This window comes from Paraburkholderia sp. D1E, assembly GCF_052682275.1.
On the sequence record NZ_JBQYMB010000001.1, the window covers coordinates 7,035,655 to 7,057,968 of the forward strand.

20 protein-coding genes are annotated in these 22,314 nt (G+C 60.3%); 3 read left to right on the forward strand and 17 right to left on the reverse strand.

Translation table 11 applies throughout. From position 1 onward, the window contains the following. Positions 1-23 precede the first annotated feature (23 nt). Positions 24-1,076 carry an ABC transporter substrate-binding protein gene (locus tag ACUN0E_RS31685; protein WP_408223290.1) on the reverse strand — a complete coding sequence of 351 codons (1,053 nt, stop codon included), beginning with the start codon at positions 1,074-1,076 and terminating at the stop codon, positions 24-26. A 564-nt stretch (positions 1,077-1,640) separates the two neighbouring features. Here ACUN0E_RS31685 and ACUN0E_RS31690 point away from each other — a divergent pair. Together ACUN0E_RS31690 and ACUN0E_RS31695 are read left to right on the forward strand one after the other, a co-directional pair. Further along, a complete protein-coding gene (locus ACUN0E_RS31690; RefSeq protein ID WP_408223292.1) occupies positions 1,641-1,820 on the forward strand; it encodes a hypothetical protein in 180 nt (59 codons plus the stop codon). 214 nt (positions 1,821-2,034) lie between these two features. Then, entirely contained in the window at positions 2,035-3,114 is a 1,080-nt protein-coding gene (locus ACUN0E_RS31695; protein WP_408340411.1) for a glycosyltransferase family 2 protein, read from the forward strand. Between the two features lie 99 nt (positions 3,115-3,213). Here ACUN0E_RS31695 and ACUN0E_RS31700 read toward each other — a convergent pair whose 3' ends face one another. The 3 genes from ACUN0E_RS31700 to ACUN0E_RS31710 form a co-directional block, all read right to left on the reverse strand. After that, on the reverse strand, positions 3,214-3,939 hold the full coding sequence (locus ACUN0E_RS31700) for an amino acid ABC transporter permease (protein WP_445569056.1): 726 nt from the start codon (positions 3,937-3,939) through the stop codon (positions 3,214-3,216). Positions 3,940-3,941: 2 nt separating this feature from the next. Further along, complete coding sequence (locus ACUN0E_RS31705; protein ID WP_445569057.1) at positions 3,942-4,667, reverse strand: amino acid ABC transporter permease; 726 nt, start codon at positions 4,665-4,667, stop codon at positions 3,942-3,944. Between the two features lie 97 nt (positions 4,668-4,764). Next, positions 4,765-5,586: an ABC transporter substrate-binding protein gene (locus ACUN0E_RS31710; RefSeq protein WP_408340417.1), complete on the reverse strand. Its 822-nt coding sequence runs from the start codon at positions 5,584-5,586 to the stop codon at positions 4,765-4,767. Positions 5,587-5,865: 279 nt separating this feature from the next. On the opposite strand from ACUN0E_RS31710, the gene ACUN0E_RS31715 reads away from it, so the two are divergent. Next, positions 5,866-6,087 carry a hypothetical protein gene (locus ACUN0E_RS31715; protein WP_408223301.1) on the forward strand — a complete coding sequence of 74 codons (222 nt, stop codon included), beginning with the start codon at positions 5,866-5,868 and terminating at the stop codon, positions 6,085-6,087. Positions 6,088-6,254: 167 nt separating this feature from the next. Here ACUN0E_RS31715 and ACUN0E_RS31720 read toward each other — a convergent pair whose 3' ends face one another. The 13 genes from ACUN0E_RS31720 to corA form a co-directional block, all read right to left on the reverse strand. Next, entirely contained in the window at positions 6,255-7,568 is a 1,314-nt protein-coding gene (locus ACUN0E_RS31720; protein WP_445569058.1) for an MFS family transporter, read from the reverse strand. A gap of 204 nt (positions 7,569-7,772) precedes the next feature. Further along, the gene (locus ACUN0E_RS31725; protein ID WP_445570618.1) at positions 7,773-8,264 is read right to left on the reverse strand and encodes a hypothetical protein; all 492 of its coding nucleotides are present in this window, start codon (positions 8,262-8,264) and stop codon (positions 7,773-7,775) included. After that, complete coding sequence (locus ACUN0E_RS31730) at positions 8,215-8,781, reverse strand: nucleotidyltransferase domain-containing protein (protein ID WP_408223305.1); 567 nt, start codon at positions 8,779-8,781, stop codon at positions 8,215-8,217. Before ACUN0E_RS31730 ends, ACUN0E_RS31725 begins: the two co-directional genes overlap by 50 nt. Further along, positions 8,781-8,936 (reverse strand): hypothetical protein, encoded by a 156-nt coding sequence (locus tag ACUN0E_RS31735; RefSeq protein ID WP_445569059.1) that lies wholly within the window; start codon positions 8,934-8,936, stop codon positions 8,781-8,783. Before ACUN0E_RS31735 ends, ACUN0E_RS31730 begins: the two co-directional genes overlap by 1 nt. A 28-nt stretch (positions 8,937-8,964) precedes the next feature. Then, positions 8,965-10,683 carry a SpoVR family protein gene (locus ACUN0E_RS31740; protein ID WP_408223309.1) on the reverse strand — a complete coding sequence of 573 codons (1,719 nt, stop codon included), beginning with the start codon at positions 10,681-10,683 and terminating at the stop codon, positions 8,965-8,967. After that, positions 10,680-11,951 (reverse strand): YeaH/YhbH family protein, encoded by a 1,272-nt coding sequence (locus ACUN0E_RS31745; RefSeq protein WP_054039600.1) that lies wholly within the window; start codon positions 11,949-11,951, stop codon positions 10,680-10,682. The genes ACUN0E_RS31740 and ACUN0E_RS31745 overlap by 4 nt, the downstream gene beginning before the upstream one ends. Positions 11,952-12,188: 237 nt before the next feature. Further along, positions 12,189-14,111 (reverse strand): PrkA family serine protein kinase, encoded by a 1,923-nt coding sequence (locus tag ACUN0E_RS31750; RefSeq protein ID WP_408223311.1) that lies wholly within the window; start codon positions 14,109-14,111, stop codon positions 12,189-12,191. Between the two features lie 861 nt (positions 14,112-14,972). Beyond that, the gene (locus ACUN0E_RS31755) at positions 14,973-15,734 is read right to left on the reverse strand and encodes a 2-keto-4-pentenoate hydratase (RefSeq protein WP_445569060.1); all 762 of its coding nucleotides are present in this window, start codon (positions 15,732-15,734) and stop codon (positions 14,973-14,975) included. Between the two features lie 434 nt (positions 15,735-16,168). Beyond that, positions 16,169-17,941 carry a methyl-accepting chemotaxis protein gene (locus ACUN0E_RS31760; protein WP_445569061.1) on the reverse strand — a complete coding sequence of 591 codons (1,773 nt, stop codon included), beginning with the start codon at positions 17,939-17,941 and terminating at the stop codon, positions 16,169-16,171. 360 nt (positions 17,942-18,301) lie between these two features. Further along, positions 18,302-19,342: a LacI family DNA-binding transcriptional regulator gene (locus ACUN0E_RS31765; protein ID WP_408335755.1), complete on the reverse strand. Its 1,041-nt coding sequence runs from the start codon at positions 19,340-19,342 to the stop codon at positions 18,302-18,304. Positions 19,343-19,443: 101 nt separating this feature from the next. After that, on the reverse strand, positions 19,444-19,593 hold the full coding sequence (locus ACUN0E_RS31770) for a hypothetical protein (protein ID WP_445569062.1): 150 nt from the start codon (positions 19,591-19,593) through the stop codon (positions 19,444-19,446). A gap of 351 nt (positions 19,594-19,944) precedes the next feature. Beyond that, on the reverse strand, positions 19,945-20,907 hold the full coding sequence (locus ACUN0E_RS31775; protein ID WP_445569063.1) for a sugar ABC transporter substrate-binding protein: 963 nt from the start codon (positions 20,905-20,907) through the stop codon (positions 19,945-19,947). Positions 20,908-21,255: 348 nt separating this feature from the next. Then, positions 21,256-22,233 carry a magnesium/cobalt transporter CorA gene (corA, locus tag ACUN0E_RS31780; protein WP_408223321.1) on the reverse strand — a complete coding sequence of 326 codons (978 nt, stop codon included), beginning with the start codon at positions 22,231-22,233 and terminating at the stop codon, positions 21,256-21,258. Positions 22,234-22,314: the final 81 nt, after the last annotated feature.

Here is a 22,314-nt window from a genome sequence, read left to right on the forward strand (position 1 = left end):
GCGGCATAGGCGTTAAGGAACCCTTAGGGCATGACCCTGGCGTTCTGGATGTATTGAAGCGTGTAGGCCGCGTGATAGTCGGTCGAGGGCTTGAGCAGCTTCGCCCCAACCATGTAATCGAAGGTCTTCTTCCAGCGCGCGTCAGTCATCGTGCCAATGCCTTGCGTGGCTGCATCGCCGCCCGTCACGAGCTTGAGCTTCTTCAACTGGGCGACACCGTACGCGAGTTGCGCGTCGCTCATCTGCGGGTTGTCTTTCTTGATCAGCGCATTAGCGGGCGCCGGATCGTTCAGATAGCTCTTCCAGCCTTCCATCGATGCCTTCACGAAACGCGCCACCATGTCCGGCTTGTTCTTCATCGTGTCGCGCATCGTCACGATCGTCGAGTTGTACGGTGGATAGCCATCGTCGGCGAACAGGAAGAAGTGCGCGTTCGCGTGCGCCTGCTCGGCCTGAAACGTTTCCGAGGACGGATACGCCTGCATCGCCACATTCGGATCGGCGAAGAACGGTTGCAGGTTAAAGGTGTACGGACGTGCCTGCGCTTCCGTGTAGCCGTACTTCGCTTTGAGCCACGGCCACCAGGTCGTGCGGCCCGAGCCCGCGACCAGAATCGTCTTGTTCTTCAGACCCGCGAGGCTCGTCACGTCGGCGTGGGTCATCATGCCTTGCGGGTCGAACTGGAAAGCCGCGGCGACCGTCGTTACGGGAATGCCGGCTTCGACGCTGGAGAGGACCTGGAAGTCGTAGCCCATCAGGAAATCCGCCTGGCCCCCGGCGAGCAATTGCATGCCATTGACTTGCGGACCGCCCATTTTGATCGTGACATCCAGCCCGTACTTCTTGTAGATACCCGTCGCGACAGCCTGATAGAAACCACCGTGTTCGGCTTGCGCGTACCAACTGGTCAGCAGCGTCACGTGATCGTCGGCGTGGGCCGACGGTACGGCGAGCGTGACACTGGCAAGCACCGCGGCGCTTGCCGCGCGTGCGACTAACAAGCGAGACGGGGAACGAAGCGAGCGGCCACCCAAGGCAAGTCGGGCAATGCGGGAAAGAAAACGCGTAACGCGCATGACTGAACTCCGTGTGAACGTGGGGATAGTTGGGATCGTAAGAAAGCAATGCGATAAGGAGCGCTCGACGTGACCGATACGACGTGCGTGAACGACACCACGCGCGAACGAACGCAGATCGCCTCGCGTAATAGCGATGGCGCACAAAAGCCGGGTGAAAATTTGGGGCAACTGCATCGCACGCTCCTTGTTGGCGGAACCGGACGGTTCCGTTCAAACGCCGAATCGCTTCGACGTGGGCGCACGATGCGCCCCAAGAGCAATGCCCCACGATGACCGGCATATATCCATGCCGGTTCGCTAGCCGCTTCTACTCTGGTTTCCTGTTAAGCGAATGTTGTGCCAGTTGTGGCGAACTACCCCATGACGCGGCGATTCAGGCCTTTGGTGTGCGGCACCTCGACCAAGGCGCCGGAATTTTGCACTCGCGCGAAGCGACTCAGCACCGCATGGGTGCATCCCGTGCGCTTTTGACGCCCGCCCGGCGCAGGGCGAGGCGTGAGAACAGCAGCCTCGGGTCCACGCCTTGCTGCGGCACAGGTGTTCTCGAACCAGGAGCACATCATGAACGAAACGAAAGGAAGCAAAGCCACCAAACCAGCCGACATCGAGCATCCACAACCGGCCATTCACAACGACAACGAAAAGAGCAAGCTGCCGGAGCGCCACGATGAGGGGCGCAAACAGTCACCGGCGGACCGGCCGGGGAAAAAACCCGGCGAGGGTGAGCCGTCAGTAAGTTGAAACATATTGAGCGTAAGCCCACAAGCGGCTTTGCTGCGTTTTTGCACCAAAGTCGCACAATTTTTCCCCTTCGGAGCGCTTTCAGAAAAAAGACATTTTTTCCGACTTATTACCAATTATTTTTTTTGCGTAATGGACTATTTTCCTGCTTGCAGCGACGTGTGCGCCAAGCGAACCGGCTGCCGCCCCTCAACAGATAAAAAAGGCGAAGCTCATGTCCAACGCATCTACCGCCCCCATTCCCCCCATCCCGCGGGTTTCCATTTGCCTGCCCACCTGCAATCGCCCTGATCTCCTCGTCGAGTGCATCGACTCCTGCCTCGCGCAAAGCTACGGCAATCTGGAAATCGTGATCGGTGATGATTCGAAGGACACGCGCACGCAACAATTGATGGCGACGCGCTATGCGAATGAGCCACGCATCCGCTACGCGATGAACCAGCCACCACTCGGGCAGGCGCGCAATGTCGCGAGCCTGTTCGAGCGCGCCCGCGGCGACAAGATCCTGCTGATTCACGACGACGATCTGCTCACCACCGACGGGGTCGAAAAGCTCGTCTCGCTATGGGCGCTTCATCCGCAACTGGAGGTGGCGTTCGCCGATCAGTACGAAGCCGATCACAGCGGCGCAGTCGACTTCGACGAGAGCACGCGCCTGAACACCGCGTTTCGCCGCACGAAGGACGCCGAAGGCTTGCAGCCTTTGCCAGGCAGAACCGGGCTGGTCCAGATGTTCCCGAACAACGGCTGGATGGCCAACGCGGACCTCGTCAAGCGGATCGGCTACAAGGATCAGTACGGCATGTGCTGCGATTTCGTGTTCGGCACCGAACTCTGTCTCGCGGCACGCGAGGTGTTCTATCTGCACGAATACGTGTCGGTGTATCGGAAGACGGCAACCTCGATCTCGCATAGCACGCGCGGCACGGCGATTGCCGCGACCGTCAGCGCGTATGCGTTCGTCAAGGCGCTGAACCTGTCGCCGCAACTGGAACCCTCACGCAAGCTGGCGTTGCGCCGGCTCGCGCCGATCGTCGTATCGGTTCATGCGAAGAACCACCAGGCGGCGCTCGGGTTGAAGATCGCGCTCACGCATCTCTTCGCCTACAACTATGGTTTCAGCATGCGGCTCTATTACCACCTGCTCATGCTCTCACGTGCGGCCGTGAGCGTGCGGCAGCGCGCAGCGGTGGCCGCCGTGGTCGCGGCAGCGCCTGCTGTCGTCGCCGAGCCGGTCGCCGCCGTGACAGAACTCGTCACGGACCTCGTGAGCGATCGATCCGAACTGATCTGACGCTGCGGTAGCTTGACGCGACCGCCGATTCCTTCGCCGCTGCCTGGCTCATGAGCCCGATTACCGGGCAAACATCGCAGCGGCTTTATCGTTAGCCGGTCAGTCGCCAGACAAGGCCTGAGCGCCGGCCTGTGCGAGGGGTCGCACGATGCGCCTGCGCCGCGTCAACGCATAGGTGGCGACGCGATCGAGCGCCGTGCACAACACAAGATAGATCAAGCCGACGAACAAAAAGATCTGCGCGGGATACACCATCAGCCGGTTACTGACCTGCGTCGCGACGAACGACAACTCGCCGACGCCGACGATATACGCGAGCGAGGTGTCCTTCACCAGCGACACCCACTGATTCACAAACGAAGGCGCCATGATGCGCTTCGCTTGAGGCAACAACACATAGCGCAGCGTTTGCATCCGCGTGAGGCCGAGCGACAGCCCGGCTTGCCACTGACCGTCGCCGACTGCGCGAATGCCCGCGTGCACCGAATGCGCAAGGTACGCACCGCCGATCAGCGAGAGCGCGCAGACGACCGTTGCGAGTCCGGGCACATCGATCTGGAAGACCACCGGCAACAGGAAATACGTCCAGAAAATCAGCATCAACACGGGAATCGCGCGGAAAAAACCGATCACGAGTAGCAAGGGCACCCGGGTAACGCGCCCCGCCATCGTCAACGCGATCCCACCCGCGACACCGAGCACCGCCGACGCAAGCGCGGAACACAATGCAAGCACCAGCGTGAGCGCCGCGCCACCGAGCGGTCCCTGCGGAAATGCGCCGATCAGCAGATACGGCAGGTTATTGGCGAACAGCGTCCATGTCATGCTCAGCGCCTCGCGAATGAGCGATCGCGCACATGCGCCACCGCATGCGCGACGGCTTCGATCAACGCGACAGCGGCGATATACAACACGGTTGCCACGCCGAACGCCTCGAACGTCTTGAAGGTTTCGGTTTCGACCTGACGCGACGCGTACGACAGTTCGGCAAGACCGATCGCCATGGTCAGCGATGAATTTTTCACGAGATTCATGTATTGGCCGAAGAGTGTCGGCAGCGAAATACGCACCGCTTGCGGCAAAACAACATAAAGGAACGCCTGCAATGGCGTGAGACCAAGGGCCGCGGCCGCAGCATGCTGACCAGGTGGCACGCCGCGCAAACCCGCCTGGAACTCTTCGGCGATGAAGGCCGCCGTATAACACGTGAGCCCGACCCATCCGGCGACAAATTCGAACGACGGCCAGCGCAACGCGTACGCACCGACATGCACGCCATGCGGCGTGTTCAACCATTGCATCAACGCGTCAGGCATCAGTGTGGCCGCGCCGAAGTACCAGAAGAAAAGTTGCACCAGCAGCGGCGTGTTGCGAAACACAAGCACATACGTGGCCGTTGCGCGACGCAGCCAGCCGTATCGGGCATGACGCGCGATCGCCAGCACGAAGCCGAACAAGGTGGCCGCGAGCGCTGCCGTCACCGCAAGTCCGACGGTTACGCCGAAGCCTTGCCACAGCCACATCAGATACTTAGGAGCGAGCCACGCCTGCATCTTTAAACCTGCTTCTTCAAACCGCTTCTTTCGACAATGCCGACGGGCACGTTATCGACGTGCCCGTTCATTCCAGGGTGCACCAGCGACACGGAGATCAGGTCTTGTCGCCGATCCTGAAGATGCGCGCGAGCGGCGTCTTCGTTTGCGGGCCGAACCAGCGGTTGTAGATCTTCGCGGCCGAGCCGTCGGCTTCCAGCCCCTTCAACGTGTCGTTCACGAAGCCGACAAGGCGTGTCTCGCCCTTCGGGATGCCGACGCCCATGTAGTCGTTCGAAATCGTGAACGCCGGAATCTCGTAGTTCTGCTTATCCGGGACGTTGGCGAGCAGGCCGACCAGCTTTGGACCATCCTGCGTAATCGCCTGCACGTTGCCCGCGCGCAAAGCCGCAAACGCGAACGGCGTGTCGTCGTACGCGACGATTGTGGCTTGCGGGAATTTCTCGCGCAGTGTGATCTCGTTGGTGGTGCCCTTGTCGGCGCCCACCCGCAGGTTGTTGATCTGATCCGCCGACTTCAGCACCCCCTTCTTCGCCAGAAACTGCTGACCCGACGAGAAATACGGAGTGCTGAAATCGACCTGTTTGGCGCGCTCGTCGGTAATCGTGAAGTTGGCGAGCACCAGGTCTACTTTCTTCGACGTGAGGAACGGAATGCGATTGGCCGGATTGGTCGGCTGCAGTTCGAGTTTCACGCCGAGCTTGTCCGCAAGTGCCTTCGCGTAGTCGACGTCGAGGCCGACGATGTGGTTGCTTGTTGCGTCGACGTAACCGAACGGTGGGTTGCTGTCGAAGGTCGCGACGCGCAGTACGCCGGCCTTCCTGATGTCGTCGAGGCGGTCGGCGTGGGCGAGCCCCGATACCGTCATCGTCAGTCCCGTCATTGTCATTAACCAGGCAGCGAGTATTTTTGATTTCATTTTTATGGATCTCTTTGATTGTGTGCGATGCGTATGCGATGTTTCAGAAACGGTTGCGTATCGCGCGATATCCGTCACAACCGCAAGGTGCAACCGATGGCCACGCATGGGCGCCACATTAGCAGCGGCGCAACGCGTACCGAACCAAGAAATGCTCCTGTAATAAGCGTGTTTTCTGCTAAGCATCCGCTCATTAGCAAACGTGTATTTGTCGGTTGGTCCTGGGCCTGCGGCTGATTACGATGAATCTCGTACCGTCATCATTCAAGGTGATTCGCCATGTCCGACAGTGCCTGTTTCAAGCCGCGCGTCATCGAACCGGTCGCCGTCAATCAGCCGGAAGGATTGGGGCTCGCGGTGGAGTTATGGCTCGCGCATCCCGTCGATGGGATCGCGGGGCGCGCGCTGCAGATTTATCTGCGCAGCGACGCGAAGATGGCGCAAGCCGAGGCGCTGCGCGATCTGCTGCATGCATTGGGGACGGAGATTGTGGTGGCTTGAGCGCGAGCTCCGCCGCAGGCTTGCCGTGCTTGCCGTGCTTGCCGTGCTTGCCGTGCTTGCCGTGCTTGCCGTGCTTGCCGATGAGATAAAAAAACGGCGGCCGGGTTGCCCCGGGCCGCCGTTCTCAAGCAGCGCTTACGCACGCTGTTCGAGCGTGTTGCTCACGCTCAGGGTTCGTGACGCAGATACCCTTCTTTTGAAGGATCGCGCATGCGCAGCGACACGATGCCGGCGATCGCGCACAGCGCGGTCACATACCAGTAAAACGTCGTCTCGCTGCCTACCGATTTCAGCCACAGCGCGACGTATTCCGCCGAGCCGCCGAAAATCGCATTCGCCACTGCATACGACAGCCCCACGCCCAGCGCGCGCACTTCCGGCGGGAACATTTCGGCCTTGATCAGGCCGCTGATCGACGTATAGAAGCTGACGATCGCCAGCGCCACGACGACCAGGCCAAAGGCCGCATACGGGCTCGTCACGTCTTTCAACGCATGCAGCAGCGGCACGGTGCCGATGGTTGCGAAGAAGCCGAAGAACAGCATCGAACGGCGGCGGCCGATGCGATCCGACAACGCACCGAACGCCGGCTGCATCACCATGTAGACGAACAGCGCCGCGGTCATCACATTGCTGGCCGTCTTGGCGTGCATACCGGCCGTGTTGACCAGGTACTTCTGCATGTACGTCGTGAACGTGTAAAAAATCAGCGAGCCGCCGGCCGTAAAGCCGAGCACCGTCGCGAATGCACCCTTGTGCGCCCACAAGCCGCGCAGCGTGCCGGCTTCCTTGCGTTGACGCGTTTCGGCCGTGGTCGTTTCTTCAAGCGATTTACGCAGATACAGCGCGACCAGCGCCGCCAACGCGCCGATCACGAACGGCACGCGCCAGCCCCACGCTTTCAGTTCTTCGGTGGAGAGCGTTTGTTGCAGAACCACCAGCACCAGCAGCGCGCACAACTGCCCGCCGATGAGCGTGACGTACTGGAACGATGCGAAGAACCCGCGACGGCCCTTGAGCGCGACTTCGCTCATATAGGTGGCGCTGGTGCCGTACTCGCCGCCCACGGACAAGCCCTGGAACAGGCGCGCGGCCAGCAGCAGCGCCGGCGCCAACGCGCCGATTTGAGCGTAAGTGGGTAGCACCGCGATCACGAGCGAGCCGCCGCACATCATGAACACCGACACCATCATCGCGGTCTTGCGGCCGTGCTTGTCGGCGAGCCGGCCGAAGAACCAGCCGCCGATCGGACGCATCAGGAAGCCCGCGGCGAAGACGCCCGCGGTGTTGAGCAACTGCGTGGTGGTGTTGCCGCTCGGGAAGAATGCCGGTGCGAAGTACAGCGCACAGAACGAGTACACGTAGAAGTCGAACCACTCGACTAGATTGCCCGATGAAGCGCCAACGATCGCGAAGATGCGGCGCCGGGTGTCGTGGGCGTCGTGAGCCGTGGCCACGGTTTGATCGGATAGGTCGGTCATGCTGTTGTCTTTCCTTGTCTTTAAACGGAGATGGCGGTCGTGGCGCCGCCTTCACAACGCGCGCATCGAGGTGCCGCAGTGGCATCCATCGCGCGCGTGCGCGAATTTTACAGAATTGCAAGGAGAAGATGGGGATTTGTTAGGTGGCGAGGGCACTGCCCGGTGCGATGCTGCGACGCGGCAGCGGTTATGCCTTATCGGCTTTCAGCGCGTACCAACCTCAGTACATTGCTGCCTGATCAATGCCTCGACGCTGCCCACGCTCGCGATCAGGTCTTCGACAGCTTTTACCGACGGTGGCGGAGCAGGCGATTCATAGATTTTCTCGTTACGCTGCCGCGTCGCGTATTCAATCTCCGAGCGGTCGTCGAGGTCGAGGTCCGGTTTGACATGATCGAGCAAGGTTCCGATTACCTTAATACGGTGGCCGTCCCCGCCACCTGGCGCCAAGCCATGAATGTAAATAAATCCTACTGCCAACGCGTGCACCGCTTCATAGGCATTGGCATAGCGAACGATGGGCGGATGCTTGCCGTCCTTCGCCGCCTGGAGAAAGGACGCCGCGTTCCGACGGAACTGCACAGCGTTCGCCGCAGTGAACGGCGTTTTACGGACATAGCCGGCGTTGAGCATGCCGGTTAGTTTTTCAGTCAGTTGAAGTGGAAACATCGAGCACGATTTTTGGCCCTTGATCAATTGACTCTAGCACGGGATCCGAACAGCGCTTTTGCTCCCACTCATGTTCCGGGTACACGTTCACGTGGACTTCCCTGCCAAGCACCTCACCTGCTGCGTCGAGTTCGCGTTGCACGCGGCCGAGCCGCGCGTCACCGATCACCATGATGTCGATATCGCTAGCGGGCCCCGCCGTTCCGGCTGCCATCGAACCGAAGATGAACGCATGTTTTATTTTGTCACCGATCACCGCCAACGCGCGCTCGATCGGCTCCTTCAGACCGAAGCTCTTGACCGCGATTTGTCGTAGCTCCGGGTAAAGCGGATGCTGGGTGTTCGCCTGGTAGAGCGCACGTCCACCGGGCTGCTGAAGGATCACGTCGCCGTTAAGCAACTTCGCGACAAAGTCCTGAGTGGAGCTTCGGCCACCGCCGCTCAACTCGAACAGTTCAGACAGCGAATATGCACGCTCCGGGTTCAGAACGAGCGCGCCCAGGATACGCTGCTGTTTAGGCGTGAGAAGAAAATCTGCGAGCATCAAATACCCTTCTTTGGCACCTTGTTACCGGAAACCGGCATTCTAAGCTTAATACCGGAAACCGGTAAAATAGTACCGCTTTCCGGTAATTGATGCAACGTGACGTCGGCAGCGCCATGGTCAAAAAAAGCCAGCTCGAAAGCTGGCTTTTCCATCGAATCGATCGTGTTGCGCGCGAACCGCTCAAACCCTCACCGCCGGCGGCACATACTTACACTCATACCGCTTCCTCACCGTGCCATTCTCATCGACGCTTTCCAGGTAAACATCAAACTGCCACAACCGCGCCATGTGCTTGAGCACCTCATCGCTGTCGCCGGACAGATGCCGGTTGTCGCTCATGAAATGCCGCAACGTCAGACTCCGGTCGCCACGCGTGTTCACCGCCCACACCTGAATATTCGGCTCCCGATGATGCATGTCGTACTGCCGCGATAACGCTTGACGCACGTACTGATACCCACTGTCGTCATGAATCGCGGACACTTCGAGCGCATCGCGCATATCGTCATCCAGCACCGAGAACAGACGCATTTCCCGGATCAGATGCGGCGACAGATACTGGGCGACGAAACTCTCGTCCTTGAAGTTGCGCATCGCGTAGTGCATCGCGGGTAGCCACGGACTGCCGGCCAGTTCCGGGAACCACTTGCGGTCCTCCTCCGTCGGCGCTTCGCAGATCCGGCGGATGTCGCTCATCATCGAAAAACCGAGCGCATAGGGATTGATCCCGCTGTAGTACGGTTTCGTGACCGGCGGCTGGTAGACCACATTGCTGTGCGAATGGAGAAACTCCATCATGAAACCGTCTTCCAGCTTGCCCTGCGCGTACATCGTGTTGAGCAAGGTGTAGTGCCAGAACGTGGCCCAGCCTTCGTTCATGACCTGCGTTTGCCGTTGCGGATAGAAATACTGACCGACCTTGCGCACGATGCGGATCACTTCCCGCTCCCACGGCTCGAGTAACGGGGCATTCTTCTCTGCAAAATACAGCAGGTTTTCCTGCGGCTCCGGTGGATAACGCTCCTCGGTTTCCTCCGGCAATGGCGTATGCCGGGTCGGCAAGGTGCGCCACAGTTCGTTGACCTGCGATTGCAGATAGGCCTCACGTTCGCGGCGCGCCGCGAACTCCTTTTCCAGCGAAAGTTTCTGCGGCCGCTTATAACGGTCCACGCCGTAATTCATCAACGCGTGGCACGAGTCGAGCAATTCCTCCACCCGGTCGAGCCCGAAACGCTCTTCGCACTCCGCGATGTAATTCTTCGCGTAGACGAGGTAATCGATGATTGCGTGCGCATCCGTCCACAGCTTGAACAGATAGTTGCCCTTGAAGAACGAGTTGTGACCATAGGCCGCGTGCGCGATGACGAGCGCCTGCATCGTCATCGTGTTCTCTTCCATCAGGTACGCGATGCAAGGGTTCGAATTGATGACGATCTCATACGCCAGCCCCATCTGCCCACGACGGTAGCTTTTTTCGGTCGAGAGAAAGTGTTTGCCGAACGACCAGTGACGGTAGTTCACCGGCATGCCGACGGACGCGTAGGCGTCCATCATCTGTTCGGCGCTGATGAGTTCGAGCTGGATCGGATACACGTCGAGTTCATATTGCTCCGCAACACGGGCAATATGCGAGTCGTACTCTTCGATCAATTCGAAGGTCCAGTCGGACGGGCACGGCAGAGGCCGTCTATCGGCTACGTTCATACGGACTTCCCTTTGCCCCTCAGTGGGCGTTCCGGTGTGTCCCCGTGCTGCAGCGGCATCGACTGCTCCGGCTGCGGCGGCTCCCGTATCGTCCGCCTTCGCCTCGGCATGCCCCGACTGTTGCTGCTGCGGCACGCCTTTCCCGCGCGCCGGCTGCTTGCCGCGCGCTTCGTTGGGCAGGTGCTTTGCCGTCATGACGACGCCACCTGCTTTTCAAACAACTCCCGAAACACCGGATAAATGTCAGCCGCGGTTTCGACCTTCTTCATCGCCATGTGCGGCTGGCTCAGCGCCAACTGTGCATATTCGAGCCACAAGTTCTGCTCTTCCGGCGTGACCTGGATATATGCAAAATAGCGCACCTTCTCCAGGATGTCATCCGAAAGTATCTTGCGGCACTTGGGCGAATCGTCGGTCCAATTGTCGCCGTCGGAAGCCTGAGCGCCGTAAATATTCCATTCAGTCGGCGAATACCGCTCGTCCATCACCTTCTGCATCAGCTCCAGCGCGCTCGACACCACTGTGCCGCCGCTTTCCGTCGAATGAAAGAACGTGTCTTCGTCGACCTCCTCGGCGCGGGTGTGATGACGAATGAACACCACTTCGATCTTTTCGTAGTTACGCTTGAGGAACAGATACAGCAGGATGAAAAAGCGCTTGGCGAGATCCTTGCGCTGCTCGTCCATGGAACCCGACACATCCATCAGACAGAACATCACCGCCTGGCTGGACGGCGTGGGTTGCTTCACACGATTCACATAGCGCAAATCGAACGGATCGATAAATGGAATGCGCCAGATGCGTCCGCGTAAATGGTGGATTTCCTCTTCGAGCAGTTTGATCTCGTCGCGACGGTCGTCCGGATCGGCTTTCATCACTTCGAGTTGCCGCTCCATCTCGTGCAACTGATTGACGAGCGGCGCACCGAGCGCAATACGGCGGCCGAGCGCGCTGCGCAGCGAACGGACCACGTCGATATTGTTTGGCGTACCCTCGGCCGCCCAGCCGGCGCGGATGCTTTTCCACGTAGGCACGGCCATCAGATGGGTTTTGACGAGGCGCGGGAGTTCGAGGTCGTCGAAGAAATACTGCATGAACTCTTCACGGCTCAGCTCGAACACGAAGTCGTCCTGACCCTCGCCCTCATTACTGGCCTGATTGCCCCCGCCTCCGCCACCGCCCCCTTGCGGGCGCTGGATCTTGTCGCCGCGGATGTAGTCCGAATTGCCCGGATGCACCATTTCCCGCTTGCCGCCGGGGCCATGCCGGAACGACGGTTCCGCGATGTCCTTGCGCGGGATGGTGATGCTCTGGGTGTTCTGAATATCCTTGATGCTGCGGTCGCGAACCGCTTCCGAAACGGCCCGCCGAATGTAGTTCTTAACGCGGCGCAGAAAGCGCTCGCGGTTTGCAATGCTCTTGTTCTTGCCTGCTAACCTGCGGTCGATGATTTGATGAAGCACGCCCGGTCTCCCGTGTCGACCAGAATTTGTGCTTTAGCTGTCAATCGGAGTTTGCGCTTTAGCACTTACTCCGATCCCATGCAAAGCACTTACTCTGATCCCATGCAGCTGCACTATTTCAGGTGCGCGAGACGCACGTTGCATTCGCATGGCTACAAACGCAACGCTATGTCCATGCAGCTCGCGCCTCGCAAGGTGCCCGCGCGGTCGGACCGCGCGGGCGGCACGCAGTGCGTATCATGACGACTTGCGCACGCGCAGATACCAGTCACACAGCAAGCGCACCTGCTTCGGCGTATAGCCCTTCGTCACCATCCGGTTGACGAAGTCTTCGTGCTTGCGTTGCTCTTCCGCCGAGCCTTTCGCGTTGAACGAGATCACTGGGAGCAGTTCTTCCGTGTTCGAGAACATCTTCTTTTCGATCACCACGCGCAGCTTCTCGTAGCTGATCCAGGCAGGATTTTTCCCCGCATTGGCAGCACGCGCACGCAGCACGAAGTTGACGATCTCGTTGCGGAAGTCCTTCGGGTTGCTGATACCCGCAGGTTTCTCGATCTTCTCCAGTTCGGCGTTCAGCGCCGCGCGGTCGAAACTCTCGCCGGTGTCGTGGTCGCGGAACTCCTGATCCTGAATCCAGAAGTCCGCATACGTCACGTAGCGATCGAAAATATTCTGACCATACTCGGAATACGACTCCAGATACGCGGTCTGAATCTCCTTGCCGATGAACTCGGCATAGCGCGACGCCAGCACGTCCTTGATGAACGACAGATACTTCTGCTCGGTTTCCGGTGGGAACTGCTCGCGCTCGATCTGCTGTTCGAGCACGTACATCAGGTGCACCGGATTGGCCGCGACTTCAGTCGAATCGAAATTGAATACACGCGAGAGGATCTTGAACGCGAAGCGGGTCGACACGCCGGTCATCCCTTCATCCACGCCCGCGAAGTCGCGGTACTCCTGATACGACTTGGCCTTAGGATCGGTGTCCTTGAGATTTTCACCGTCGTACACCTGCATCTTCGAAAAGAGGCTGGAGTTTTCCGGCTCCTGCAAGCGCGTGAGCACCGACATCTGCGCCATCATTTTCAGCGTACCCGGCGCGCATATCGCATTGGCCAGCGACGAGTTACGCAGCAGCTTGTCGTAGATCTTGACCTCTTCGCCGTAGCGCAGGCAGTACGGCACCTTCACCACGAAGATCCGGTCGAGTAGTGCTTCGTTGTTGCGGTTGTTGCGGAACGCCTTCCATTCCGACTCGTTCGAGTGGGCGAGAATCACGCCGTCGAACGGGATCGCGCCGAAGCCTTCCGTGCCCTTGAAGTTGCCTTCCTGAGTGGCGGTCAGCAGCGGGTGCAAGACCTTGATCGGCGCCTTGAACATTTCGACGAACTCGAGCAAGCCCTGATTCGCGAGGCACAGGCCACCGGAGTAGCTATATGCGTCCGCATCGTCTTGTGCGTACTGTTCGAGCTTGCGGATGTCGACCTTACCGACCAACGACGAAATGTCCTGATTGTTTTCGTCACCCGGCTCGGTCTTGGCAATACCGATCTGACGAAGGATCGACGGGTAGCGGCGCACCACGCGGAATTTGCGGATGTCGCCGTTGTATTCGTGCAGGCGTTTCACCGCCCACGGGCTCAGAATGTTTTTCAGGTAGCGGCGTGGAATACCATACTGCTCTTCGAGGATCGGACCGTCCTCGTCGTAATCGAACAGACCGAGAGGCGACTCGTTCACGGGCGAGCCCTTGATCGAGTAGAACGGCACGCGTTCCATGAGTTGCTTCAGACGTTCCGCGATCGACGATTTACCGCCGCCGACCGGTCCCAACAGATACAGAATCTGCTTCCTTTCTTCGAGCCCCTGGGCCGAGTGCCGGAAGTAGGCGACCACCTGCTCGATCACCTCTTCCATTCCGTAGAACTCACGGAATGCGGGGTATACCTTGATGACCTTGTTCGCGAAGATACGTGACATGCGCGGATCGTTGCGAGTGTCGATCTGTTCTGGTTCACCGATTGCCGTCAACATGCGTTCGCCAGCTGTGGCGTACGCGGCGGGATTGTCTTTGCAGAGCGCGAGATACTCCTCGAGCGAGAGTTCATCTTCTCGCGTTTTCTCGAAGCGGGTCGCGAAACTGCTGTAGATATCCATGCTACCTCCTCGCCGAAGTCTAGACCGATGTCGTGCGCGGCGCGCTATTCGGAAACGACATCGCTCGAATTCATCCTAAACCCTTTTAAATTTTTTTTCCATGAACTACGTTGCGAAAATCGCGCCGCATGCGCCTCCCGACATTCCTCACTTGGAAACACAGATTCGCTCACCTACAATTTTGCGCTCGCATCACAGCTATGGCGTAACGATTGCAGACCCACGTTGCTGCCTCTCCACTGCCATTGCGCTCTGAGCGCACCCCCGCTTGCAGTGCTGTTCAGCACAGATCGCCATGCGCCGTTACACGAATCATCCCGTTCATCGAACAATCTCACTGTTACACCGGACAGCCTGTCTGCACGCGCACGTTTTGTCGCATCGAGCGCGGACGTCATGCGTTTTCCCGTGCCCCCGTACCTTTTTCAACAACGCGCGGCACCGCCATTCCGTCTACAACGACAGGCACTGTGTTACATGTTCGTTCACCGTGCTGAGCTGGCGGCGCGCCTCACCGGCGCGCCGTCAAGCGGTTCGTCAATGCGCAAGCGGTTTTGTTCCACACTGTTTAACATCAGTCACGGAAGGCCGCTGGCGTTACCGCACTTGCCTGCCCCCAGTATTAACCGCATCAGCGGCATGGTTAGTCGCGCGTATAACTGGATCACGGCAGCGCATCGGGTCGCTTCATAGGTGTATACGGCAAAGCGCCCAATGCAGATGCGGCAAATGTAAAACGGCCGCCCGCGGGCAGCCGTTTGCTTGATGCTTCCTGATGCCTACCGAGGTCCTGAGGCTTCGTAATCGACGATTACAGTCGAGCCGTTACCAGCGCGCCGTTACAACTACGCGGTGACACGCTCAGGTCAGTTCAACTTCCACTTCCCCGAGACCGTCGATGTGGCCGCGCACAACCCCCGGTTTGTCCACATTGTGCGCACCAACGTACGATCCGGTGGTAAGGGTCCATTCCGGCTCGATGGTGATGCCCATGGCGGCGCAATGGTTGACGAACCACACCAGCAGTTCGCGCGGATCGCCGGCCGGATTACCGATGGCTTCCGGCACCAGCGAGGTGCCGTCGAAACTCAACTCCAGTTCAGGCGATACAAAATCGAAGCCGCGTGCGATGCCAGCATAGGCAACCGGATGACCGGTGATCAGTGCGCCGTTGTTCTGCGCGTCGGCCAGTTGCGCGAGCGGCGCGACATTGGGCCACTCGGCAAAACGGCTATCGACGATCTCGATGGTCGGCAGCACAACGCCGACCTTCGACAGAACCTCGTCGCGCGCATAAGCCCGGCCACGCGGCTCGATCGCCTCGGCGAAACGAAAGGCGATCTCCAGTTCGACCAGCACCCGGAAGAAGCCGGTATGGGCCACCCGCGCCGGCGACGGCAGCACCAGCGAAGCCGGAATGGGCGCGCCCCCGGCGGCTCCGCCGGGCGTTCTGGCGCCGATCTTCCACGCGCCCGTCGAGTCGCCGAGGCCCGCAATGACAGCCTGCTGGATCGCATAGGCGGTTGCCGCGTCAGGCGGCAGGCTGTCGGGAGGGGGCGCATCGATCGGGCGATGCTGCCGGCGGGCTTCGACGAGGCGGTGCGCGAGGTCGTATTGCGTCATGTCGGTCCTTTATGGCTGGCGCGTTGCGCGTTGGGTTGCCGCACTGAGTTGCAGCAGTTGAAAACAGCGGGCTGACGGTCCGCGCGCTGACGGCCTGAAGCGGCGACGTTGCCGCTTCAGGCCGTAGTCGCGTCCGTCAATGTACCGGATCACGACGCTCGCCAGGGCGCGGACAACACTTGTGAACGTTACTTAGTGCGCAGACCGTAAAAAAGACCACGGTTGCATGCGCAATCGCGGTCTTTATCGTCATGCGGTCAATCCGCATAAGCACGCTTTTCGTCTAATGCTCCAGCGGGAACGAATGTTGCAACGTCGTGGCCGTCGCATGACCGATCGCAGGCCATGGCGTCGCGTTCAAAACGCGGCGCTGACGTCGCACGTCCCTAAACATTGTCGCGCATTAGCGTGCCGCGCTGGACGTACATGCCCGATCAGAAGGTTTCCCAATCCTGATCGCTGCCCGCGCTTGCTATTGCCTTCGCCGGCGTCCTCGCCGGCGTGGCGGCAACCGGTGCCGCAGCGGGTGCAGCAGAGGCCCTGGCGACCATGGCGGCCTGCGCACCGGATTGTGACAAGGATCGTGACACTTTACGCGGCGGCGCCGTGCGGGCCGGCGCGGCCGCGCGCTTCGGTGCCGCGCTGACCGGCGCCTTGACGCCGCTTTCGTCGAGGTGGAACACCGCAACCGCGGTACGCAGCTTGCCGGCCTGATCTTCGAGCGAAGACGCCGCGGCGGCCGCTTCTTCAACCAGCGCGGCATTCTGCTGTGTCACCTCGTCCATCTGCGTGACCGCGCGTGCGACCTGGTCGATGCCGCTGCTTTGCTCTTCCGAGGCCGCCGCGATCTCACCCATGATGTCGGTCACGCGCTGCACCGCGCCGATGATCTCGGTCATCGTACGGCCAGCTTCGTCGACCAGGGCCGAGCCGGATTGCACGCGTTCCACCGAGGTGTCGATCAGTTCCTTGATTTCCTTGGCCGCCGCCGACGAACGCTGCGCCAGGCTGCGCACTTCGCCTGCCACCACCGCGAACCCGCGCCCTTCTTCACCGGCCCGCGCCGCTTCCACGGCGGCGTTCAGGGCCAGGATGTTGGTCTGGAACGCAATCCCTTCGATGATCGAAATGATGTCGGCAATCTTCGCCGAGCTCTGGTTGATGTCGCCCATCGTGCCGACCACCTGGCTGACCACCGAACTGCCTTTATTGGCAATCTCCGATGCATTGGCGGCCAGCGCGCTCGCCTGGCGGGCGTTGTCGGCATTCTGCTTAACCGTGCCGGTCAGTTCTTCCATGCTGGACGCGGTTTCCTGCAGCGCTGACGCCTGCTCTTCCGTTCGCGAGGACAGATCGATATTGCCGGCCGCGATCTGGCGCGTGGCCGTCGCAATGGATTCACTGCCGCTGCGCACAGCGCGCACCGTTTCGGTGAGACTGCGCTGCATCCTGGCGATGCCTTCAAGCAACTGCCCCATTTCGTTGCGCGAGGTGACCACGATCGGACGGCGCAGGTCGCCTGCGGCGATTGCGTCGAAATGGCCAAGGGCCTGATCGAGCGGACGGCCAATTGCGCGACTCAGCGTCAGATAGGACAGCACGGCCGCAAGCACGCCGACCAGCAGAGCACCGGCGCTCACGATGCGGAACACTTCAAAGTTGTTCTGTGCGGAGTCGTAACCTTGCTTGGCCGATACAAACTGGTACTTGCGCAACGCGTCGTCGGCATTGCCGAGATCGTTGTACGCGACCTGCATGCTTTTGGCACCGTCGACGATCCTGCTCGGGGCGTTCTCCGTGATAATCGCCGCAAACGCGTCCATTTGCTGATGCAGTGCGTCGCGTTTAGCAATGACGTTCTGCGCAAGACGGTCTTCCTCGGCGTCGCGCGGCAGATCCATATACTTTTTCCACCACGCGTCAGACGTAACCCGCATCGAACGTGCGCGCTCGAGCGTCGGCGCCGCTTCCGGCGTGCCCATCATGAACGCCGCCCGGTCGAGCGCCATCCGCTCGCGCGCCGCATAGATCTCGGCGTTGCCGATATCGACCGCGCTCGGCATGGCGTTAGTAAATGTGTCCTGATAAGCGCCGTTCGAACGGCTCATGCCGAACAGACCGAAAACGCCGATAGCGATCAGCAGTGCAGCGAGAAAAGCCGTCGTGAGGCCAATCCGTGCCTTGATCGTGATGCCTTTGTTCAACATGCTTGTTCCTGTACCTGGCAAATGAGAGGCTGTGTGCGCAGCGCGAGATAGCGTGAGGCGTCTGCGTGCAGGGCGCTTTTTGATATGGCGCTCTAATACTCTCGTTTACGGCACTCGATCCGCATACTTGAAGGATTTATATGGTACGAAGAAAGACGTTGTAAGGAATTGGGAATAATTACAAAACACTGACAGGCAGCGCCGGCGCGGAAGTCGCGCAGCGCTTCTGGGTATTCAGGGAATGGATTTCAGGCTGAAGCTGTACGAAAAAGCCGAACGCGAAGTCGAAAGACCGGACACGAAGTCTTTTGGTTCGGGTCCGGCAACGCGGCGCGGGATGCCCGCCAACCCAGTGCTGGATCAGGCGGCCAGATCGCGCCTCGCCGAGCCGGCCCAGGTCGCGGTGGATTCGCGCACGATCAGCCGCGGCGACACGACGCGCCGGCGGGCCGGCGCACGCACGGTGCCGGCCGAAGTCCCGGCGATCCGTTCGATCAACGTCTGCGCGGCCATATCGCCGAGCGCGCGGACCGATTGCCCGACGGTCGAGAGCGCGGGATAGGTGAAACGTCCCAGTTCGATATCGTCGAAACCGATGATCGAGCAATCGCGCGGCACGCTGATATTGCGCTCCGCGGCGGCGCGCAGCGCGCCGATACCCATCATGTCGTTGCCGGCAAAAATCGCCGACGGCTTCACGGTGTCGAACAGTTGCCCAGCCGCGCGATGGCCGCCCGTCCCCGAAAAATCGCTTTCGACAATCGCACCGGCTGGAATCTCGATGCCGCGCTCCGCCATCGCGCGAATGAAACCGTGCACCCGCATGGCGCTCACCGCCGTTTTCACCGGCCCGGTGATGCAGCCGATCCGCACATGCCCCAGTTCGAGCAGATGACGCGTGGCGAGATAACCGCCCTTCTCGTGGTCGATCTGCACCAGATCCGCATTCACGCCTTCAATATTGCGGTCCACGACGACCAGCGGCTCACGGGCGTCGGCGAGGGCCTGCGCCAGCACCGCGTCGTCGCCCGCGGAGGCGACAATCAGTCCGTCGATACGTTTTTCCTGCAGCACGCGCAGATAGTTACGCTGCTTGGCCGGATCGTCGTCCGAATTGCAGAAGAACAGGCAGTAGCCGTTGCGCGAGCAACCATCCTCGATACCACGCGCCATCTCCGCGAAATACGGGTTCGTACTGTTCGGCACCACCAGACCGATCGTCGCCGTCGCCCGCGCCTTGAGCGAGCGGGCCACCGCCGACGGTACATAGTGAAGCTGACGGATCGCGTGTTCGACCTTCGCGCGAACGTTGGCCGACACCGGCCGTGAATTGTTCACCACGTGCGATACCGTCGTGAACGACACGCCCGCCACGGCCGCTACATCCTTGATCGTCGCCATAACCTGTTGCTCTCCTGCCTGTTGTTCCCGCCGGCCACGCCACCTGGCGATCTACCGGACGTCTTCATCGAAGACAGACCAAACCCATGGATACTTACGCTTTACCGCTCTTCCAGCTTCGACTGCTCCTGATACGCTACGCTGCTGACAACCGGCAGCGGCTTCATGCGCGCTAACGGCGGCTGCGATAGGTATCCAGCACCGCTGACAGACAGTACGGCAAGCAAGGCGTCGTGATCAGTTGAATCCATCGCAATCCCGGTTCCGTGACTCCCGGCGCGGCTTCATGCGAATCGCCCGAATGAGGCGGCCAACGACAGCCACGTGTCATGCCGGCCCAATGCGCCGAATGCGCAGGTGCTATCGGCCACACCCGCTCCCGCCGCGCAGCCACCGTCATGACGCTTACCTCTGGAATTAACGGCGGCGCAGCAGGTTTCTTGAGCGTTTATTGAATTGGCGCGGATTCGCGTGTTTTTTGCCGTGCATTCAGCATTCAGCATGCAGCGGCGTCGGTGCGAACCCGCGTGCCCTGGCGTGTTGCGGTGCTTCCCGTCGTGCTTCCTGCGGTTGCGGTGCTTCCGGTACTTACTGCCCGGCGCTTATTTGGTCACCAGATCACACGGCGTTTCCACCACACCCGACAACTGCGACTGCTTTTTGTGCTCGCTGATCGCCTTCAGCGCGGTGTCGATGCCGAACACGGCCTGCTTGGCGGCGTACTGGTCGGCGGTGGCGAGCACGCGGCCGTCCTTGAGCATCGGCTTGATCGCGCCGATGTTGTCGTAGCCGACCACCATCACCTTGCCCTGCTTGCCCGCCGCGCGCACGGCCGAGACTGCGCCGATCGCCATGTTGTCGTTGCCGGCCAGCAGCGCCTTCAGGTTCGGATACTCATTGAGCATGGCCGACGCCACCGCGTTGCCCTTGTCGATTTCCCATTCGCCCGATTGCACCGACACGACCTTGGCGCCGACGGTCTGCATGGCGTCCTTGAAACCCGCGGTGCGCTGCTGCGCGTTGGTGGTGGTCGACACGCCTTCGATAATGCCGACTTCGTCGCCCGCCTTCAGCTTTTTGGCCAGGTAATCGCCGACCTTCTGCGCGCCCTTGCGGTTATCCGGGCCGACGAACGGCACGTTCAGGTCTTTCGACTTGAGCACGTCCGGGTCGAGCCGGTTGTCGATGTTCACGACGATGATGCCTGCGTCGATAGCTTTCTTGACGACCGGCACCAGCGCCTTCGAGTCAGCCGGGGCCAGCACGATTGCATCGACCTTCGAGACGATCATCTGCTCGACGATGCGGATCTGGTTCACGGTATCGGTTTCGTCCTTGATACCGTTGGTGATCAGGTCGAACTGGGAGGCATTATGTTTCTGGTAGTCCTTGGCGCCGGTTTCCATGGTCAGGAAGAACTCGTTCGCGAGCGACTTCATTACCAGCGCGACCTTCGGCTTATGAGCGGCTGTGGTTTGCGCGTAAGCGGAGGAAAACGGCAAAGCGGCGGTGGCAGTGACGAGAACTGCGGCCGCCAGCATGCGGCGGCGAATGCGATGGCTCATGCATATCTCCAGGGTTTGTCGGGCTCGCGGTCGAGCCGTATTTTTAGTTGCGAGCAAACGTTTGCGAGGGCCTATTCTCAGCGTGCCCTGTTCGGATTGTCAACGAATCGCGGCGTTACTGTGCACCGGCACGCAAAAGTGCGTCGATGCTGCGCGCTCGATGGGGTCGACCCAGCGCGGCGCCTAAGCGTGCCGGCAAGCTGCGTCTTGGCAAAGGTCCCTCGCTTGGTCCGTGCGTGGCAAATTTGCCACCGGCTGCAAACTCAGCAGCCGGCGGGCCGCTTATGCTGGACTTTTATTGCGCACGGTGCAAGCGGGAACAACGCAGGGAGATGCGGGCGCGGCTTGTCAAAGCCAGCCAGCCTTGCGGAAGCGCCAGTACAGGATGATGTCCACGGTGAGCATCACGGCCAGACAGACCGGATAGCCGAACCGGTAATGCAGCTCAGGAATACTCTGGAAGTTCATCCCGTAGATGCCGGCGATCATGGTCGGCACCGCGAACAAGGCGGCAAACGAGCCGAGCCGCTTGGTCACCTCGCTCTCGGCAAGCGAGATCATCCCCAGATTGACCTGCACTGCGGTAACGACCATTTCGCGCCGGCCGTCGATGATTTTAACGATCCGTTCGAGATGGTCGTAGACGTCGCGAAAATAGGCTTGCATGCCTTCGCAGATGCTCGGAATGCGCCCGCCCGTCAATTTGCTGATCGCTTCCTGCAACGGCGCGATGTGGTGCTGCAGGATCACAAGGCGGCGTTTCAACGAGTACAGATCTTCGATGATCACGCGCGACGCCGCCGAATTGTTGCGTTCGAAGATGCGGTCTTCGAGTGCTTCGATCTCGGTGTTCATCGCCTCGACGATCGGAAAATAACGATCGACGATGTCGTCCGCCAATGCGTACAGCACGAACGCCGAGCCCTCCTTGAGCAATTGCGGCTCGCGTTCGCAGCGGGCGCGAACGTTCTGGAACCCGGCGCGCGTGCCGCGGCGCACCGACAACACATAGTTGTGCCCGACGAACACGTCGACCTCGCCGATCAGCAGTTCGCCCTCTTCGTCCATTTCCACGGTATGCATGACCGCGAAAAGCGACTCGCCGTACTCCTCGATTTTTGGACGCTGATGGCCGTTTTGCGCATCCTCGATCGCGAGTTCGTGCAGGCCGAACTCGTGTTTCATCACCGCCAGCTCCTCCGGCCCCGGGTCTTTCAGCGCGACCCAGACAAAGCACTCGGGCCGCGCGACATAGTCGCTGATGCTATCGATATCGATGTCAGCCAGCTTCCGGCCGTCCTGATAGGCGGCGCAATTGATCAGCATGTTGGATTACCTTGAAAACGAAACAGTCCGGCCGGCTTCGCACTGCGCGTAAGCCCGGCGGCGGATCTGCATGAACGAATA

Excerpts from the sequence above, each read along its gene's own strand:
- ACUN0E_RS31735 (WP_445569059.1), bottom strand. The coding sequence starts at position 8,936 with ATGGAAAAGCCAGCTTTCGAGCTGGCTTTTTTTGACCATGGCGCTGCC.
- ACUN0E_RS31760 (WP_445569061.1), bottom strand. The coding sequence starts at position 17,941 with ATGTTGAACAAAGGCATCACGATCAAGGCACGGATTGGCCTCACGACG.
- ACUN0E_RS31715 (WP_408223301.1), top strand. The coding sequence starts at position 5,866 with ATGTCCGACAGTGCCTGTTTCAAGCCGCGCGTCATCGAACCGGTCGCC.
- ACUN0E_RS31770 (WP_445569062.1), bottom strand. The coding sequence starts at position 19,593 with ATGGATTCAACTGATCACGACGCCTTGCTTGCCGTACTGTCTGTCAGC.
- corA (WP_408223321.1), bottom strand. The coding sequence starts at position 22,233 with ATGCTGATCAATTGCGCCGCCTATCAGGACGGCCGGAAGCTGGCTGAC.
- ACUN0E_RS31720 (WP_445569058.1), bottom strand. The coding sequence starts at position 7,568 with ATGACCGACCTATCCGATCAAACCGTGGCCACGGCTCACGACGCCCAC.
- ACUN0E_RS31695 (WP_408340411.1), top strand. The coding sequence starts at position 2,035 with ATGTCCAACGCATCTACCGCCCCCATTCCCCCCATCCCGCGGGTTTCC.
- ACUN0E_RS31765 (WP_408335755.1), bottom strand. The coding sequence starts at position 19,342 with ATGGCGACGATCAAGGATGTAGCGGCCGTGGCGGGCGTGTCGTTCACG.
- ACUN0E_RS31710 (WP_408340417.1), bottom strand. The coding sequence starts at position 5,586 with ATGAAATCAAAAATACTCGCTGCCTGGTTAATGACAATGACGGGACTG.
- ACUN0E_RS31705 (WP_445569057.1), bottom strand. The coding sequence starts at position 4,667 with ATGCAGGCGTGGCTCGCTCCTAAGTATCTGATGTGGCTGTGGCAAGGC.
- ACUN0E_RS31750 (WP_408223311.1), bottom strand. The coding sequence starts at position 14,111 with ATGGATATCTACAGCAGTTTCGCGACCCGCTTCGAGAAAACGCGAGAA.
- ACUN0E_RS31685 (WP_408223290.1), bottom strand. The coding sequence starts at position 1,076 with ATGCGCGTTACGCGTTTTCTTTCCCGCATTGCCCGACTTGCCTTGGGT.
- ACUN0E_RS31755 (WP_445569060.1), bottom strand. The coding sequence starts at position 15,734 with ATGACGCAATACGACCTCGCGCACCGCCTCGTCGAAGCCCGCCGGCAG.
- ACUN0E_RS31730 (WP_408223305.1), bottom strand. The coding sequence starts at position 8,781 with ATGCTCGCAGATTTTCTTCTCACGCCTAAACAGCAGCGTATCCTGGGC.
- ACUN0E_RS31775 (WP_445569063.1), bottom strand. The coding sequence starts at position 20,907 with ATGAGCCATCGCATTCGCCGCCGCATGCTGGCGGCCGCAGTTCTCGTC.
- ACUN0E_RS31740 (WP_408223309.1), bottom strand. The coding sequence starts at position 10,683 with ATGACGGCAAAGCACCTGCCCAACGAAGCGCGCGGCAAGCAGCCGGCG.
- ACUN0E_RS31700 (WP_445569056.1), bottom strand. The coding sequence starts at position 3,939 with ATGACATGGACGCTGTTCGCCAATAACCTGCCGTATCTGCTGATCGGC.
- ACUN0E_RS31690 (WP_408223292.1), top strand. The coding sequence starts at position 1,641 with ATGAACGAAACGAAAGGAAGCAAAGCCACCAAACCAGCCGACATCGAG.